Below are 15586 nucleotides of genomic sequence, written 5' to 3' on the forward strand. Positions count from 1 at the left end.
ACGCTTCAGCAATTTCTCTTAGTGTTGATGATGTCACCGCATCAGCTAACTCCGTCAAAAAACACTTTGGTTTCAATCAAGAGATGTCAGCCGAGGGCTTCGTGCCGCTCTTCCGATCGGATGCAGGGTTCAACTTAATTTTTCTGCAAGTTGGACTGAAAAGTTTCAAGCCGATTCATCTAAGCGGACATCGGGCAGATGGGTTAGTGATTGTCTTTGTTGTAGATCACATCAACTCTGAATATGTTCGCTTGCAAGCTGATGGAGTAGAGATTACGACTGCGATCGAGACTGAACCTTGGGGCGAACGGTTCTTTCAAGTGACTGACCCAAACGGCGTTGTGTTCCAACTAGTTCAATGGATGACTGATCAAGCTGCATAAAGATCAACATTTGAATTGACCTCCATAAGTTCTTCAGTACTACTCTGAATGGTACGCTAGAATATTGAGCCGCTCAGGATCGGTTCTGTGAACTGAGGAGTCAGCAATCTGTGATGAACGAAAACGTCGCCTATCCGATTCACAAGCAGGTGGATGACCTCTACCGCACCGAGTCCCGTCGTGTCTTCGCCACGCTGATCCGCTTACTAGGCGACTTTGATCGAGCTGAAGAGGCACTGCATGAGGCTTTCACGGTGGCGCTAGAGCAATGGTCTCGTGACGGTCTACCTGCAAACCCGCGATCGTGGCTGGTTTCGGTCGGTCGGTTTAGAGCGATCGATCACATTCGTCGTCGCGCCCGCTTCGATGCGTCTTTGGCAGAACTCGCTCAACAGTTCGATCCCATTGAAACCGCTCAGGATGACGAGGACGTAGAGGACGATCGCTTACGCCTCATCTTCACCTGCTGTCATCCTGCCCTGTCACCAGAAGCGCAAGTGGCGTTGACCCTACGGGAAGTCTGTGGACTCACGACAGAGGAGATTGCGAATGCTTTCCTGATTGCGCCCTCGACGCTAGCCCAGCGAATTGTACGGGCGAAAGCAAAGATCCGCGATGCGCGGATTCCATATCAGGTGCCCTCGATCGCCGATCTACCAGAGCGGTTAGACACGGTGCTGCAAGTGATTTATCTCGTATTTAACGAGGGCTATGCTGCCTCGTCTGGCGAGGTGTTGACACGAGCCGATCTCTCCACCGAAGCAATTCGATTGGGGCGATTGGTGCTAGAGCTTCTACCGGATGCTGAAGGAATGGGACTTCTAGCACTCATGCTGCTGCAAGAATCGCGGCGGACTGCCCGCACCTCCTCGACGGGCGACCTCATCCTGCTGGAAGACCAAGATCGCTCCTGTTGGAATCAGGACTATATTGCTGAAGGTAAAGCGCTGGTGCAGCGAGCCTTGCGGCAACGGCAAAGCCGGGCGCTCTCGTCGCAGAAATTTGGCTCCTATACCCTTCAGGCTGCGATCGCGGCGGTGCATGCTGAAGCCACGAGTGCGACTGCTACCGACTGGGCACAGATTGTTGCTTTGTATGATGTGCTGTTTCAGATTGAGCGATCGTCGATCGTGGGCTTAAATCGAGCGATCGCGGTGGCGATGCGGGATGGTGCTTTGGCGGGGCTACAACAGATTGATGCAATCCTGGCACAGGGTGATTTATCGAGCTACCATCTCGCGCACGCAGCGCGGGCTGACTTGTGTCGCCGATTGGGAAGAACAGCAGAGGCTAGAGCATCCTATCAGCGGGCACTGGCGCTGGTGAAACAAGAACCAGAGCGAAGATTTCTGGAAAAACGCCTGCAAGAATTGGGCTGAAAAAGTTTTTTGCTGAGCTGTCGATTTCCAGTCTCGCCGAACGACTACTAGATAGAGGCAACGATGTCCGATTAAATCAACACTGTAGGAGAAAAACAATGCACATAGAACCTCAAAAACAACACCAATGGTTAGATCAATTGATTGGTGAATGGGTGAGCGAAGCCGAATACAGTATGAGTTCTGATCAACCGCCATCAAAGACTCAGGGGACTGAGGTCGTCAGATCACTCGGCGGGCTGTGGATCATCGCCGAAGGGGTGAGTGAAATGCCTGATGGGGGTGCTGGAAAGACAATGATGACGTTGGGGTTCGATCCGCAGAGCGATCGCTTTGTGGGAACGTTTATTGGCACTATGATGACGCATCTGTGGATCTACAACGGATCGCTGGATGCGACAGAAAAAGTACTGACGCTCGACACCGAAGGACCGAACTTCAGTCAGAGTGCGATGACGAAGTACAAGGACATCATTGAGTTCGTCAGTGACGATCATCGGATCATGACTTCGCAGATTCTAGGTGATGATGGCAACTGGCTTCAGTTCATGACCGCGCATTATCGCCGACAGCGGTAAGTTCTGATCAACATTCAGCAAAATTCAGGAAATGAACGATGAAATATATGTTGCTCATTTACGGTGACGAAAATGCGTGGACTCAGCGTGAGCGTGAGGACTGTTATGAAGAGTCTTCGCAGCTCGTTCAACAACTCAGGGCGAGTGGTCAATATGTAAGCGCTTCGCCGCTTCATTCTGTGGAAACAGCAACCAGCGTCAGGGTGCGCGATGGGAAAAAACTGGTAACCGACGGACCCTTTGCAGAAACTCGCGAACAACTCGGCGGTTACTACTTGATTGACGCAGAAAATTTGGATGAAGCGATCGCTATTGCCGAACGCATTCCCGCTGCTCGTAAAGGCACAGTCGAAATTCGCCCGATCGTAGAATTAACAAAGGAGAAACTATCATGACCCAGATGATTTTTGTGAATTTGCCTGTTGCCGAGATTGCCGCATCGAAGCACTTTTATGAAGCGATCGGCTTCACCAACAATTCGCAATTCAGCGACGACACAGCCGCCTGCATGGTGTTGAGCGACACTATCCATGTGATGCTGCTGACCCACGACAAATATCGGCAGTTCACGACCAAGACCATTGCTGATGCCCGGACAACCAGCGAGGTATTAATCTGTATCTCTGCCGACAGCCGCGCGGCTGTCGATGACATGGTCGGCAAGGCAAAGTCCGTTGGTACGGTCATCGATCCAACCCCAACGCAGGATTTTGGCTTCATGTACGGTCGCAGTTTTGAAGACCTGGACGGTCATATCTGGGAAGTGATGTGGATGGATGTCGCAGCCGCCAGTCAGCAGGTGGACGAACCCGGAGCATCCTGAGCAATACTCTTAAACCCATCGAGAACATCACAATCAACAGCCATTCAATCGGAGAAGCATCATGGCAACCCTTCAAAAGATCACTCCCTCCTTATGGTTTGACGATCGCGCCAAAGAGGCAGCAGAGTTCTACATCGGAATCTTTCCAAATTCAAAAATCGTCAATATCTCGCACTACGGAGAAGCGGGAGAAGAGATTCACGGCAAGCCAGCAGGCTCAGTTCTGATGGTATCTTTCGAGCTAGATGGGCAAACGTTTACTACCCTCAACGGCGGTCCAGATTTCAAATTTAATGAGGCAATCTCGTTTCAAGTGGACTGCGAAGATCAAGCCGAAGTGGATTATTTCTGGGATAAGCTATCGATGGGCGGCGATCCGGCGGCGCAGCAGTGTGGCTGGCTCAAAGACCAATACGGCGTTTCTTGGCAAATTGTCCCCAGAGTGATGATCGAGATGCTCAATGATCCCGATGCGGAAAAATCTCAAAGAGCGATGACCGCCATGATGAAAATGAAGAAGATCGACATTGATCAAATCAAGCGGGCTTACGAGGGATAGTCTTTCATCGACAAAAAGAGTCTGCTCAATTTGTCGATCTTGTGAACCTTCATTCGACGATTGAGTCGAGCAAGCGTTTGGTCGCAAGTCGATACCATCACTACAAAATCAAACAGGAGTTACCTGATAGAACCCTACCCGCAGGTCCGAGACTATTACTCGCGGGCACAATCTCGACCAGCTTGGCAGCAAACTCTCAATCTCTATGCACAACGGGTTGGCGCAAGCATCGAAGATATTCGCTAGCCCCCATTATCCGGCTGGAGCGGACTGCCGAAAGATTGCAAAAGCAACACCTGACCATTCGATGAAAGCGAGGTGCCATCCAACAATCCCGTTGCACACTAATCCTATCAAGTGGGTTGGTGGAGTCCGAAAGTTACTAGCGGCGGGTGAAGCGGGTCGTTGAGATGCTTGAATGTAACACTGCACTTCTAATACGCTTCTTTTGTACCCATCGTTCTTGATTTTTCTCATGCACATCATTCTTGAGTAATTAGGACTTCTCTCTACAAACAGCTAAACAGGCTGGTGTAATCAATACCTTCTTTCCAGCCGATTTTATATTGCCAATGGTCGCCCCACGCGATATCGGTCAACTGGCAGCGCGTCTGATGACAGAGCCGATAGAGAATGTAGGGTTACACAACATCGAAGGACCAGAAAGATATTCTTCGAGAGATGTCGCAGCAGCATTTGCCAAAGCTTTACGAAAACCAATCAATGTTACCCTTGCAGAGCGAACCGTCTGGGAAATACTGACTGACCCCACATAATCAGACTACCTCACCTGACCCTTGCTAAAATTTGTTGCAACGTATTGATACTTTGCTCCACGGTTTGACCAGATGTATCGATGACAATGCGCTCTGTATCCCACCGTTCATACTTCCGGTTCACGACAGCGTTCCATGTTGGAAGCTCAAACCCAGCAATGTCTGTGGAGCGGTTTTCGACTCGATGCTGGTGTTCTACATTATCCGAGCAGACAATCTCAATTTCAACAAACGGCACATGGGTTTGCAGGGCAACTTCGCGCCAAGCAGTCCGGGTAATTGGCAAAGGGTTGACAGAATCGGCAACAACACTCAACCCTAGGCGAAGATTGTCTTCAGCTAGACGGTAAGCAATTCCGTAGCCTTCTGAGCCTGCAATCAGACTTCCGGTTTGGCGAAGTAGATGCTCAATCGTATCAATCCGTAGATAAACACACCGTCGATCGCGAGCGAGGAACTGTGAGAGTGTTGTTTTACCCGTTCCTGGTAATCCACCAAAGATATAAAGCATATTCCCTAACACTGCATTGCTCGACTCATACATTCCATTAAAGCAGCATCGATTTCCTGTTGATACATCTAGTTCAACGATCGCTCAATTAATTCCAGCGTCGCCACCCGTGAATTCCTTGATTGAAGAAGTAAGGAATTGGCTTTGCACGCCCGCACCAACCGAGTTGTGAGGACAGATAGCCTTTGACGATCGCTTGGGTAATTTCCCTTGCTCGAATCTTCAATATCAGAATTGATTTGTATCGTATTGATTCACTGTATCCTCAAACGCTTGGGGAGCAGTCGTAATTCTAAGCTTCTGAAAGTATTCTTTCGGCATAAATTTCTCTAGAATCGGCAGGCATTCATCCAAATCGTTTTTTCTGATGCCGAAGTTACCGCCTGAAAGTAACGAAAACCCAAAATCTGAGTAAAGCTTGATTGCCCGAAAACTAGAGGGCTGTGTATGGAGATAAACAGGATAATCACGCAGTTCCAATTTCTGCATAATCATTGAAAGCAAAGCTCTGCCAATCCCTTGCCCTTCGTAAGCTTTCAAGACTTTAAACCATTGAATCGTATTGAATTCGTTGTACGCCTTCCAACTTAAGCAAGTGGCGATGGGGTTATCTTGCTGGTCACAGACAAACAGAGTTTTGGCAAAGAAAAGTTCTTCCTTTCCGCCATAAGTCGTGGTGAAATAATCAGACATAAACCCCTCATATTCTTTTGCCAAATCAGCATCATCAAAGGGCATCGTTTTCCATAGGTCTAGCTCATCAGGTCTGCAACTTCTGATAGAGTAGCTAGCTGGCAATTCAATCAGAGCATTGCGATTCAATGTCTCGCACATCATAAAGATATTTTTGTCGGGTATTTCTTCTTCTTTCATTGCCCAGCGATTCAGCTAGAAATTAGGATTAACAGGTGGTTGGCATAGAATTAGGTAAAATTAAGCTGCCTAACCCTTCGTTGCACCCGAAGGGTTAGGCTTCGGGTTCGTGGCAAACTACTTCAATGTTGTGTCCGTCTGGACCATTGACATCCTCACCGGGCTAAAGCCACGGTGATTCCAAGAATCACTTCTTAGATCTTTCTGCTTCTTTCCATTACTGGAATGCTCGCAACTGCCATCAGACTTATGCCTTTCCGGTCTTACGTTCGCTCCACAGACTTTCACCGCAAGCCCTGCGGCAAGAATGTTTTGTGCCGCGTTGATATCTCGGTCATGGTGCATCCCACAGTTTGGGCAGTCCCACTCACGAATATTCAACGACAACTTTTCAACGATGTGCCCACAGTTGCCACATCGCTTAGAACTCGGAAACCAGCGGTCAATCTTGACCAACGTGCGACCATACCAATCGCACTTGTATTCGAGTTGTTTGACCAACTCTCCCCAACTTGCGTCACTGATAGAGAGGGCAAGTTTTCGGTTCTTCACCATGTTCTTCACAGCCAAATTCTCGACGGCGATGGTTTGGTTTTCACGCACCAATCGAGTCGTCAACTTGTGAAGAGAATCTTTTCTCGCATCAGTGATTTCCTGATGCACCTTTGCGACTTTGAGCCGCGCTTTGTGTCGATTGTTCGACCCTTTTTGTTTGCGGCTCAACGCCTTTTGAGCTTTTTTCAGCTTGCGGTGTTTCGCTCTAAAGCCTTTAGGGTTTGCAATCTTTTCACCCGTACTCAGAGCAACCAAGCTCGTTACACCCAAATCAACACAATCTCATTGGAGCATAGGGGCAATGGTTCAATCTCGACATCCACCAACAAGGAAACAGTCCATCTTCCAGCAGGCGAGAGCTTCACCGTAATCGTGGAAGGAATTGCGCCTTTTGGCAGTTCTCGACTCCAACGGATTGCAAGTGGTTCAGCGCATTTAGCAAGGAAAACTTGCCCATCTTTCCACTTGAATGCAGACTTGGTGAACTCTGCACTTCCGCCATTGCATTTTTTCTTGAAGGTGGGATATTTCGTCCATCAAAGAAGTTGGAGAACGCCTTCTGAAGATGTCTCAATCCCTGCTGCAAGGGAACACAGCTCACTTCATTGAGAAAATCCAAGTCTTCTTGCTTTTTCCATTGAGTCAGCATTGCAGAGCTTTCAATGTACCCGATTCGCTTGCTCTCACCGTACCAAGCTTCAGTTCTTGCAGCCAAAGCACGGTTATAGACCAAACGAGTACAGCCCATCGTGCGTCTCAGCAAAGATTCTTGCTCAGGCGTGGGATAGAAACGGTACTTGAAGGCTTTCTGCGTCATGTCTCACACTATAGCGTTTATTCTGTGAGAAGCGTAAGAGATTGTAAAGCCGTGCTAGAAGCACGGGGTTTCTACCCATCTTTCTGATGACCAAAGGTTCCAAACGCTGCTCCACGTACTTTGCGGCAAATCGAACAATGACAGTGATTAGAAACGAGAATGCGATCCTTCGGAGCTTGGCGAAGCCAATCGTGCAATTCATAAGTCAATGAATATTACGAATACTCAATCTACTTTACGATAGAAGCTAGCCCTCTAGATTCGAGCTAGGATGCTCATAAAATTTATGTGATGAAGATTATTGACGAGGTGCAGTGATGAGAGACATTAGAGACAATACAGGTTTACCAAACAACACAGAAAGCGCGGACTATCTTAGAGGCTACCGAGATGGATTGAAAGACCGAATGGCGTTATCTCGACGGCGCTCGGGGACTGGCATTTTAGGAGCAGTGATTGCGATTCTAGTGCTTGCAGGGTTGGGCTATCTACTGTACAACTATTCCACGACTGGAAGACTACTTCCCAACAATATCGAGATCACGCCATCGAGACCTGTAGCTCCGTAGAGATGGTCTAAGGATGATTCGGATCAGTCTCCAAAAGCGTCCCTTCTAAGTTTGCACCTTCTAAATTCGCGCCAGTTAGGTTGGCTTCTTCGAGGGCAGCTTCAGCGAGATTGGCTTTGTTGAGATTGGCGATCGCGAGATCTGCCCCACTTAAGTCAGAGCCTTCTAGATTCGCGCCACTTAAGTCAGCTTGTTGTAGTCCAGCATTCACCAAGTCAGCTTGAGTCAGGTTTGCAATCTTTAGATCTGCTTGACTCAAGTTTGCACTGTCCAGAATCGTTGCTTCCAAAATTGCGCCATCTAGGATTGCATCGCTCAAATCGGCTCCGGTTAAATCCGCTTGGCTTAAATCGGCTCCATTCAGATTTGCACTGCTCAAATTCACATTGTTCAGCCTTGCTCGTTTTAAGTTCGCTCCATCGAGCGATGCCTCACTTAAATCTGCTCCACTGAGGTTGATGCCTTCCAGCATCGCCTCTTGTAGGTCAATTCTGCTAAAGTCTCTTTCACCTGCTTCATACCGCTCGATGAGTTCTTTCACGTTCATATGATTTCCTCCTGATTAACTCAGATTCTGCGATCGCTTCACCGATCTCACGCTCTGATTCAGATGAGCTAGTGTAACGCACCCGCTTGAGGTAGCTAGTACTTCTTAGGGCGTAAACGCTGATCTCCAAGGTTCGGCAACTGGAGAATTTTTGGGCAATCTCTCAAGCACAGCGACAATTTGAACAATCTCTAAAACGACTATCACGCAATTATATCGAAACAGTTCGAGTCTATAGTTTAGTCAATAGTGATCGCAATTCATCTTCAGTTGAACGATCGCGAAGCTGTTTTGTAACATCGGCGACATTGAATCCTACTATCTCTGCCCAAAGGTAGATCGAGATTGTTTTTAACTACCACCTTTGCCACAGGAGTATGGCAGAAAGCATCGTCTAACCTGTTACCCACACAGTACGCAAGGAGAAGACAGCATGATTCCACCTGCACCTGTTCAATCCATTTGGACAACACTTGCAACGGCAACATTACTTCCGCTCACCCTGCTTGGTCTGGGAATCCGAGAGCAAGCGGTTGAAGCCCGTCAGAGCCAATCTCAGGGTTCATCTTTACCCAATGGCATCTACCTCTACAGTGACGTGCCTCAACCGAATCAGCTTCAACATGAATATGTGTTATTTCAGCATCAGAACGGAAAAGTGGTTGGGGCTTTTTATATGCCGCGCTCTGAGTTCTCGTGTTTTGCGGGTGAGATGCGCGGGAATACGTTAGATGTGCAAGCAACAGTGATTGGGGAACCGCAATCGATTGAAGCAGACACAGCACTGACGGGATTCGATTCGATTCGGACAATTAGCGCTAATGACCAGCGGATTCTTGCTGCTTGTCAACAGTCAGAGATTGCTCGATCTGTTGAGTAATCGCGATCGATGCCTTTCTCAGTGGTCTACCGTAAATTGTTCCCGTTATTCCTATCGATGAATCGATGAGCGCATTGCTTGAGCAAATTCGGTCTAGCCTGCTGAACTTAGTCGGCGATGGTATTCGCTTGATGCCAGGGTATCTTTTTGCGATCGCCATTCTTCTCATTACCCGGTATATTGCTCGATTTATACAGCGGCTGGTGGCGATTGCAGCCCGTCGTACAGTACGAAGCTTGTCGCTTCAGTCGCTGTTCATTCAAACCAGCTATGTTGCCGCTTGGATTGTTGGGGTGCTGATTGCTTGTGTGATCGCGATTCCGAGTATGCGTCTAGGAGATATCATTGGCTTGCTCGGTTTGGGTTCAGTAGCGATCGGGTTTGCCTTCCAAGATATTTTCAAGAACTTTCTCGCGGGTGTCTTACTGCTGCTGAACGAGCCGTTTCGTTTAGGTGATCAGATTATTGTGAATGGTTTTGAGGGAACGGTGGAAGAAATTACCATTCGCTCCACTCAGATTCGTACCTATGATGGCGAACGAGTTGTGATTCCCAATGCGATCGTCTTCACCAGCCCGGTTCATGTATTGACTGCATTTCCGCATCGACGCACGGATCTAGCGTTGGGAATTGACTATCAAACAGCACTACCCGAAGCACTAGATCTCTTGCTTACAACAGTGCTCGAAGTGAAAGGAGTCCTATCTCAGCCTGCACCTGAAATCGATTTGGTTGAATTTGGTGAAAGTTCGATCAATTTGATGGTGCGCTACTGGACAAAGCCGCAAATTGCAGAAATTCGACAGACCAAGAGCCGTGTGATCCTTGCGCTTAAAACTGCTTGCGATCATGCTCAGATTGGGATTCCCTACCCGACTCGGAGATTGTATGTTGAACCGCAGCAAAACGGCTCTTCTACACAGCGATCGCCATCGTGAATAGCCTTTCAACTCCAGTGGAAAGACAGCTTAATTAAGTTTTATAACGAGTTTAAATCTGATTCACGGCTTTTACACGGATAGAACGAGATTTACGAATCTATCTAAAGGTGTATTCATCCTCACTCTTTAGATGGAAATGCTCGATCGTAATTCCTTCTATCTTGAGGACAAGCAAATCAATCACGGGTTTTCCTAGATACACTCAAATCCGTCCTGATATTTGTGTCAGTTCTTCAACCTTGAGTCCTTATGAATCTTTTGACATCACTCGACCTCGATCGAGCTATTTTTTCGCGCCGTCGTGCCCTGAAATGGGGAATGGTAGGCGTTGGTACTATGCTCCTCGCAACCGCTCCCAAAATGGTGATGGCACAAACTCGTGCGAAAACACTCACCTTCAATGCAGACGATATTGGTATCCTGAACTTCGCTTTGCTACTCGAAGAACTAGAAGCAGCGTTCTATCCAGCCGCACTCAAAAGTGGCAAGATTACCAACCCGAAAGAGCGTGATTACTTCAGCATGATCGGTAGCCATGAAGCTTCACATGTGACATTTCTGCGTCAAGTTTTGGGAAGTAATGCCCTGTTTCAGACTCGCGATCTTAGCTTAAATACTGGCGCACTCAATGCGCTGCTTACAAGCCGAGACAAAATTCTGAACACCGCAGTGACGCTCGAAGATTTAGGGGTTCATGCCTACAACGGTGCAGGACCAAGCTTAACGAATCCCACCTACATCTTGGCGGCAGGTTCGATCGTCTCGGTCGAGGGTCGTCATTCTGCGGCAGTGCGACAACTCGCTGGACGACCCAGCACCGAACCGGATCGCGATCGACTTGTGCAAGATGCAAACCTAACTGCAAACCTGAATCCCTTTAAAGGACGCGCCTACGACGAGCTATACACGCCGAAGCAAGTTGTGGCTGCGGTTAGCTCTTTCAAACTCTTGAACAATCCGATCACTGGAACGTTAGTTGCCTAGCTCAAGGAATTTCTGAACGATGAAACCTTTTTTGACTCAAATCATGCCCCAAACGCTTTCCGTACAACGACTGATCCTGCTCCTGAGAAGAAGTTTTATCAGCATTAGTCGAATTGCTCTAGTGCTGATGTTTCTCTTACTATTCTCAACGACTTGGATGACTGCTCCGGCTCATGCTCAAACTGCAACAATGACACCGCGTCAAGTTGTAGAATACGCGCTGACTTTGGAAAAACTAGAAGCTGACTTTTACCGTCGTGCGATCGCGGAAGCTCAGACCGGACGCTTATCTGGTGCTTCCCAAATTGCCAAGGCTGCACTGGTTTCCTACGGACAAGATGAAGCACAGCACGTCGTCGATCTTTCCACTGTATTGAAATCGATCGGGGGCGATCCGAATTCCATTCAACTGCCTGCAAACCCAAACTATAGTGCAATTTTGGGACGCGATCCGTTTGCTAATCCGACGGATCTGCTGCTAGCGGGGCAGTATGTTGAAGATTTGGGGGTCGCTGCTTACAAAGGGCAAGTGCAAAACTTACTGGCGGCAGGCGAAGCGGGTAAAGTCGTCCTGGCAGGCGCTTTAGAAATTCATTCGGTTGAAGCACGACATGCGGCTGGAATCCGATATCTGCGCCAAACGCTACTGGGTGCGGATGTGCGCCCGTGGATTAGCGATGCTAAAAGCGTGATCTACAATGAAAATCGCAGTGGGTCGCCGATTCCTTTTGGAACTGAAGCATTTGATGGCTATGCGACTGAAACGGAAGTGTTAGCGCTGGTGAAGCCGATTCTGACTCCCAACCAGCAATCCTCAGCCCCTAATCCATCTGACAATTCTCAAACCGATACCCAGGTTCGGGGATTATGGTAAACCGCCGATCGCGTTAATTCTGAATCGCGATCGTGGTTGAATGTCGGTATCCTTCTAAAGATACCGACGTTTTAAGCTGCCGGAGTGTAGCAGTAATGGCATGACGATCGAGCCTGCTTCCGATGACTTCTCTTTGATCAAGCGAATTGCCCAACAAGATCAAGCGGCGATGGCAACCCTGTACGATCGCTATGCACCGACTCTTTATGCCGTCGCCTTTCAAACTCTTGGCTCCGTGCAAGAAAGTGAAGAAGTCGTGTTAGATGTGTTCGCGCAAGTTTGGCGCACCGCCATTCGATTCGAGGCTGCCAAAACTCAGGTAGACACTTGGTTATTTATTATCACTCGGAGTCATACGCTGGCTCGATTGCGAACGATGCAGCAGACCGAAAAAACTTCGATCGTCGTCGAGGCTTCTATGAGTTCAGTCACTAGTGATCCGCTCCAAGACGTGTTAATTTCAGAACGGCGCGACCAAATTCAAGCGGCACTTGCCCAACTTTCTGCCGAACAGCGTCAAGTGATTGAACTGGCTCACTATCAAGGGCTGTCTCATTCAGAAATCGCGACTCAGCTAGAACTACCGCTTGGAACAGTCAAGACTCGGATTCGGCTCGGCTTGCATCGACTGAGAATCGCACTCAATACATGGAAGCCAAGTTAGTATGGGACTCTCAACGACTTAGATCGCATGAACCACGAAGAACGCTGCTTTTGTGAACTTGCTCCCCTTTATGTTCTCGCCTTACTGGACGAAGCAGAGCGGGCTTGGGTGGAGCAACAAGCGGCAGCATCCCCAGAGTTAGCGGCTGAGTTGGCAGAACTTCAAGCTACCGTTGGGGCAATTTCCTACAGCGCTCCGTTAGTCCCTGTACCCACGAACTTGAAAGATCGGCTGTTTGAACGGCTGAATCAATCTTCTTCAATTCCTGATGAGTCATTGTCTGAGGTCAGGCAAAATTCTGCTGAACGGGAACGAACCGCGCAACGAAGGAATCGTTGGCGATCGCGGTGGACACAGAAAACTGCAAGGCAGGCTGTTTTAGGCGCGGCTGCGATCGGGGTTGTGATTCTTGGAATTGACCATTATCGGCTACGGCAAACAGCACAAGTCAATCAGAATATTGTCAAAACCTTGCAGCAACCAAACACTCGTTTTTATACCTTGCGAGGAACTGACAAAGCAGCAAATGCTTCGGGTAGCGTCGTGATTAATTCGAGCCAAAATGCTTTAGTGGTATCGATTCAGAATTTGCCCGACTTACCAGCAGGTCAAGCTTATCGGCTATGGGCAATCCCCCAAGGCAGCACCCAACCCGCTCTGTGTGGGCAGTTTAGAAGTGACGAAGCAGCAACCGGGCAATGGTCGCGCCTGCAAGCAGACTGTGGAACACCTGCGACTCAGCTTTTGATGACAGCAGAATCAGTCGTAGCTCCGCCCATTCCGGCAGGTCCGCTCGTGATGAAAAGTTTGCTTTAACCCTTCCTAATAGCTTGCACTGAATTCTTCATAGGTCAGTCTTTAGATAGATTCGCGCATTCGCTTGTGAAGTCAGTCTCCTCTTTCCCTTCCTGCCGTAAAGAATTTTGTTCAACTTTAGGAATCCAATTCACGATCGACACCGTACCGCTATTGTCCAAGCTCAATCCTAGGTAAAAATGAATTCATACAATAGCAACAAATTTTCTAACCAGTTGGATCAAGTGCTGAGTCGCTTTGGAATCCAAGACACTGGAGCGATTCGCGATCCCATCAACCAGTTTTTATCTTCCTCAAAATTAGATTTGTCGGATAACACCATCGGGCAGTATCTTCGATCGTTAAAGAAGCCTTCTTCTAAGCCTGATCCAACCACGGCTGATTTTGTTGGACTGACTGCTAAAGATAACTTAGCCTTCTTCAACGCTGATAATTTAAGCAATGTCACGACTGTGAAAGTCAAAGGACTACAACAGGGTGAAACTCTATTGGGTGTTGATTTCCGCCCGAATACAGGACAACTCTTTGGAGTCGGGAGCAGCAATCGCCTCTATACGATCGATGCAAGTTCTGGCAAAGCGACTCAAGTCGGGAGTGGCACTTTTGCAGTAGACCTGAATGGAAAAGCTTTCGGCGTTGACTTTAACCCGGTGGTCGATCGCATTCGAGTCGTCAGCGATGCGGGTCAAAATTTGCGGATTAATCCTGACACTGGAGCGATCGTAGATGCCAATCCGATGCTGGATGGAGTTCAGTCAGACGGTAACTTGAATGGTGCAACGGATTCAATTGTTGCAACCGCCTATACGAACAGTTTTACAGGCACTCCTAACACAGTTCAATACGGCATTAATGCCGACACTGATCAACTCTTCATCCAAAATCCGCCAAATAATGGCACTCAAAGCTTAGTCGGTTCACTAGGCGTTGATTTTGCAGCAGGTTCTGGCTTTGATATTGTCTTCAAAAATGGTGTAAACTCAGCCTTTGCCGCGTCTAATTCATCGCTCTACTCGATCGACCTGCAATCCGGAGCAGCAACCTCGCTCGGTCATGTCAAAGACGGGAAAAAGACAATTGACCTCGTTAGTCTTGCCGCAAGAAGTCCAATTGTGAAACCTGATCCTGCTAAAGCCGAGTTTGTTGGACTGACCGATTCTAGTGACTTAGCCTTCTTCAACGCCAACGCGCTTAACAACGTCACTCAAGTCGATGTCAAAGGGCTACAACAAGGTGAAACGCTAGTCGGCATCGATTTTCGACCCAGTACGGGACAACTCTTTGGCATTGGAAGCAGCGATCGCCTTTACACGATCGATAAAGTCAGCGGTCTGGCGACTCAAGTTGGCACTGACCCGTTTGCAGTCGATCTGAACGGTAAAGCTTTCGGCGTTGACTTTAACCCGGTCGTCGATCGCATTCGGGTGGTGAGTGATGCAGGTCAGAATTTGCGGATTAATCCTGATACCGGAGCGATCGTAGATGCGAACTTGATGCTGGATGGAGTTCAGCCAGATGGCAACTTGAATGGTGCGACTCACTCAATTGTTGCCGCAGCTTATACCAATAACTTTGCAGGAACAAGTTCAACGACACTGTACGGCATTAATGCAGACACCGATCAACTCTTCATTCAAGATCCGCCCAACAATGGGACTCAGAACTTAGTCGGTTCGTTAGGGATTGATTTTGCAGCGGGTGCTGGTTTTGATATCGTCTCCAAAAACGGCTCGAACAACGCGTTTGCGACATCTAATTCATCGTTCTACTCTATCAATCTGCAATCTGGAGCAGCAACCTTGCTGGGTGGCATCAAAGATGGAGTAACGCCCGTTAAGTTGGTGGGTTTTGCGGCGACCGGACTGTAAGCGATAGTGCGTCAGGATAATGTGGGATAGACCACGATATCGTGCCATGTCCAAGCACGAGTTGTTCATCCTGCTCGTTGTGCAGCAGTGGATTTGAAGCGACTGTGCCACTTCAAATCCACTGCTGTTCGCTAACCTCGGTCCAATCCAACAAGCCCCGGCTTCTCGCTCTATTGAAAGTACTGCTAG

At 48.4% G+C, this 15586-nt stretch carries 21 protein-coding genes; 14 read left to right on the forward strand and 7 right to left on the reverse strand.

Annotation, left to right across the window (positions count from 1 at the left end; translation table 11 throughout):
* The first annotated feature begins 11 nt into the window (after positions 1-11).
* The 6 genes from NIES2104_RS15725 (at position 12) to NIES2104_RS15750 (ending at position 3722) form a co-directional block, all read left to right on the forward strand.
* Positions 12-383, forward strand: a complete 372-nt coding sequence (locus NIES2104_RS15725; protein WP_058999244.1) for a VOC family protein — start codon at positions 12-14, stop codon at positions 381-383.
* A 113-nt stretch (positions 384-496) separates the two neighbouring features.
* Complete coding sequence (locus tag NIES2104_RS15730; RefSeq protein WP_058999245.1) at positions 497-1762, forward strand: RNA polymerase sigma factor; 1266 nt, start codon at positions 497-499, stop codon at positions 1760-1762.
* A gap of 98 nt (positions 1763-1860) precedes the next feature.
* Positions 1861-2340: a DUF1579 domain-containing protein gene (locus NIES2104_RS15735; RefSeq protein WP_058999246.1), complete on the forward strand. Its 480-nt coding sequence runs from the start codon at positions 1861-1863 to the stop codon at positions 2338-2340.
* A 38-nt stretch (positions 2341-2378) separates the two neighbouring features.
* The gene (locus tag NIES2104_RS15740) at positions 2379-2735 is read left to right on the forward strand and encodes a YciI family protein (protein WP_058999247.1); all 357 of its coding nucleotides are present in this window, start codon (positions 2379-2381) and stop codon (positions 2733-2735) included.
* Positions 2732-3163, forward strand: a complete 432-nt coding sequence (locus NIES2104_RS15745) for a VOC family protein (RefSeq protein WP_058999248.1) — start codon at positions 2732-2734, stop codon at positions 3161-3163. Before NIES2104_RS15740 ends, NIES2104_RS15745 begins: the two co-directional genes overlap by 4 nt.
* 61 nt (positions 3164-3224) lie before the next feature.
* Complete coding sequence (locus NIES2104_RS15750) at positions 3225-3722, forward strand: VOC family protein (RefSeq protein ID WP_058999249.1); 498 nt, start codon at positions 3225-3227, stop codon at positions 3720-3722.
* A 252-nt stretch (positions 3723-3974) separates the two neighbouring features.
* Here the strand turns inward: NIES2104_RS15750 and NIES2104_RS31830 are convergent, their stop codons facing one another.
* The 6 genes from NIES2104_RS31830 to NIES2104_RS33485 form a co-directional block, all read right to left on the reverse strand.
* The gene (locus tag NIES2104_RS31830; protein ID WP_156426969.1) at positions 3975-4199 is read right to left on the reverse strand and encodes a hypothetical protein; all 225 of its coding nucleotides are present in this window, start codon (positions 4197-4199) and stop codon (positions 3975-3977) included.
* A gap of 309 nt (positions 4200-4508) precedes the next feature.
* Positions 4509-5042, reverse strand: coding sequence for an AAA family ATPase (locus tag NIES2104_RS15765; protein ID WP_225895250.1), 534 nt, complete (start codon positions 5040-5042; stop codon positions 4509-4511).
* A 55-nt stretch (positions 5043-5097) separates the two neighbouring features.
* Positions 5098-5235, reverse strand: a complete 138-nt coding sequence (locus NIES2104_RS31835) for a hypothetical protein (RefSeq protein ID WP_156426970.1) — start codon at positions 5233-5235, stop codon at positions 5098-5100.
* Positions 5236-5237: 2 nt separating this feature from the next.
* Entirely contained in the window at positions 5238-5882 is a 645-nt protein-coding gene (locus NIES2104_RS15770; protein ID WP_058999252.1) for a GNAT family N-acetyltransferase, read from the reverse strand.
* 117 nt (positions 5883-5999) lie between these two features.
* Positions 6000-6707, reverse strand: coding sequence for a transposase (locus NIES2104_RS33480; RefSeq protein WP_263970972.1), 708 nt, complete (start codon positions 6705-6707; stop codon positions 6000-6002).
* 91 nt (positions 6708-6798) lie between these two features.
* Positions 6799-7254, reverse strand: a complete 456-nt coding sequence (locus NIES2104_RS33485; protein ID WP_263970973.1) for a helix-turn-helix domain-containing protein — start codon at positions 7252-7254, stop codon at positions 6799-6801.
* Between the two features lie 317 nt (positions 7255-7571).
* On the opposite strand from NIES2104_RS33485, the gene NIES2104_RS15780 reads away from it, so the two are divergent.
* A complete protein-coding gene (locus NIES2104_RS15780; RefSeq protein WP_058999253.1) occupies positions 7572-7823 on the forward strand; it encodes a hypothetical protein in 252 nt (83 codons plus the stop codon).
* A gap of 7 nt (positions 7824-7830) precedes the next feature.
* Here NIES2104_RS15780 and NIES2104_RS15785 read toward each other — a convergent pair whose 3' ends face one another.
* Entirely contained in the window at positions 7831-8370 is a 540-nt protein-coding gene (locus tag NIES2104_RS15785; protein WP_058999254.1) for a pentapeptide repeat-containing protein, read from the reverse strand.
* A gap of 433 nt (positions 8371-8803) precedes the next feature.
* Here NIES2104_RS15785 and NIES2104_RS15790 point away from each other — a divergent pair, with 433 nt between their 5' ends.
* The 7 genes from NIES2104_RS15790 (at position 8804) to NIES2104_RS15820 (ending at position 15397) form a co-directional block, all read left to right on the forward strand.
* Positions 8804-9250, forward strand: coding sequence for a hypothetical protein (locus tag NIES2104_RS15790; RefSeq protein WP_058999255.1), 447 nt, complete (start codon positions 8804-8806; stop codon positions 9248-9250).
* Positions 9251-9315: 65 nt separating this feature from the next.
* The gene (locus tag NIES2104_RS15795) at positions 9316-10188 is read left to right on the forward strand and encodes a mechanosensitive ion channel family protein (RefSeq protein ID WP_058999256.1); all 873 of its coding nucleotides are present in this window, start codon (positions 9316-9318) and stop codon (positions 10186-10188) included.
* Between the two features lie 252 nt (positions 10189-10440).
* The gene (locus NIES2104_RS15800; RefSeq protein WP_058999257.1) at positions 10441-11175 is read left to right on the forward strand and encodes a ferritin-like domain-containing protein; all 735 of its coding nucleotides are present in this window, start codon (positions 10441-10443) and stop codon (positions 11173-11175) included.
* A 19-nt stretch (positions 11176-11194) separates the two neighbouring features.
* Complete coding sequence (locus tag NIES2104_RS15805) at positions 11195-12049, forward strand: ferritin-like domain-containing protein (RefSeq protein ID WP_058999258.1); 855 nt, start codon at positions 11195-11197, stop codon at positions 12047-12049.
* A 100-nt stretch (positions 12050-12149) separates the two neighbouring features.
* Entirely contained in the window at positions 12150-12713 is a 564-nt protein-coding gene (locus tag NIES2104_RS15810; RefSeq protein WP_058999259.1) for a sigma-70 family RNA polymerase sigma factor, read from the forward strand.
* A 27-nt stretch (positions 12714-12740) separates the two neighbouring features.
* Complete coding sequence (locus NIES2104_RS15815) at positions 12741-13529, forward strand: anti-sigma factor domain-containing protein (RefSeq protein WP_058999260.1); 789 nt, start codon at positions 12741-12743, stop codon at positions 13527-13529.
* A gap of 224 nt (positions 13530-13753) precedes the next feature.
* Positions 13754-15397 (forward strand): DUF4394 domain-containing protein, encoded by a 1644-nt coding sequence (locus NIES2104_RS15820; RefSeq protein ID WP_192843594.1) that lies wholly within the window; start codon positions 13754-13756, stop codon positions 15395-15397.
* Positions 15398-15586: the final 189 nt, after the last annotated feature.

The organism is Leptolyngbya sp. NIES-2104 (assembly GCF_001485215.1).
In the GTDB taxonomy this organism is placed as follows: domain Bacteria; phylum Cyanobacteriota; class Cyanobacteriia; order Leptolyngbyales; family Leptolyngbyaceae; genus Leptolyngbya.

What these genes read in the sequence shown, in the direction of transcription:
- NIES2104_RS15730 (WP_058999245.1), top strand. Translation starts at nt 497, where the DNA reads ATGAACGAAAACGTCGCCTATCCGATTCACAAGCAGGTGGATGACCTC.
- NIES2104_RS15735 (WP_058999246.1), top strand. Translation starts at nt 1,861, where the DNA reads ATGCACATAGAACCTCAAAAACAACACCAATGGTTAGATCAATTGATT.
- NIES2104_RS15740 (WP_058999247.1), top strand. Translation starts at nt 2,379, where the DNA reads ATGAAATATATGTTGCTCATTTACGGTGACGAAAATGCGTGGACTCAG.
- NIES2104_RS15745 (WP_058999248.1), top strand. Translation starts at nt 2,732, where the DNA reads ATGACCCAGATGATTTTTGTGAATTTGCCTGTTGCCGAGATTGCCGCA.
- NIES2104_RS15750 (WP_058999249.1), top strand. Translation starts at nt 3,225, where the DNA reads ATGGCAACCCTTCAAAAGATCACTCCCTCCTTATGGTTTGACGATCGC.
- NIES2104_RS31830 (WP_156426969.1), bottom strand. Translation starts at nt 4,199, where the DNA reads ATGAGAAAAATCAAGAACGATGGGTACAAAAGAAGCGTATTAGAAGTG.
- NIES2104_RS15765 (WP_225895250.1), bottom strand. Translation starts at nt 5,042, where the DNA reads ATGTATGAGTCGAGCAATGCAGTGTTAGGGAATATGCTTTATATCTTT.
- NIES2104_RS15770 (WP_058999252.1), bottom strand. Translation starts at nt 5,882, where the DNA reads ATGAAAGAAGAAGAAATACCCGACAAAAATATCTTTATGATGTGCGAG.
- NIES2104_RS33485 (WP_263970973.1), bottom strand. Translation starts at nt 7,254, where the DNA reads ATGACGCAGAAAGCCTTCAAGTACCGTTTCTATCCCACGCCTGAGCAA.
- NIES2104_RS15780 (WP_058999253.1), top strand. Translation starts at nt 7,572, where the DNA reads ATGAGAGACATTAGAGACAATACAGGTTTACCAAACAACACAGAAAGC.
- NIES2104_RS15785 (WP_058999254.1), bottom strand. Translation starts at nt 8,370, where the DNA reads ATGAACGTGAAAGAACTCATCGAGCGGTATGAAGCAGGTGAAAGAGAC.
- NIES2104_RS15790 (WP_058999255.1), top strand. Translation starts at nt 8,804, where the DNA reads ATGATTCCACCTGCACCTGTTCAATCCATTTGGACAACACTTGCAACG.
- NIES2104_RS15795 (WP_058999256.1), top strand. Translation starts at nt 9,316, where the DNA reads ATGAGCGCATTGCTTGAGCAAATTCGGTCTAGCCTGCTGAACTTAGTC.
- NIES2104_RS15800 (WP_058999257.1), top strand. Translation starts at nt 10,441, where the DNA reads ATGAATCTTTTGACATCACTCGACCTCGATCGAGCTATTTTTTCGCGC.
- NIES2104_RS15805 (WP_058999258.1), top strand. Translation starts at nt 11,195, where the DNA reads ATGAAACCTTTTTTGACTCAAATCATGCCCCAAACGCTTTCCGTACAA.
- NIES2104_RS15810 (WP_058999259.1), top strand. Translation starts at nt 12,150, where the DNA reads ATGACGATCGAGCCTGCTTCCGATGACTTCTCTTTGATCAAGCGAATT.
- NIES2104_RS15815 (WP_058999260.1), top strand. Translation starts at nt 12,741, where the DNA reads ATGAACCACGAAGAACGCTGCTTTTGTGAACTTGCTCCCCTTTATGTT.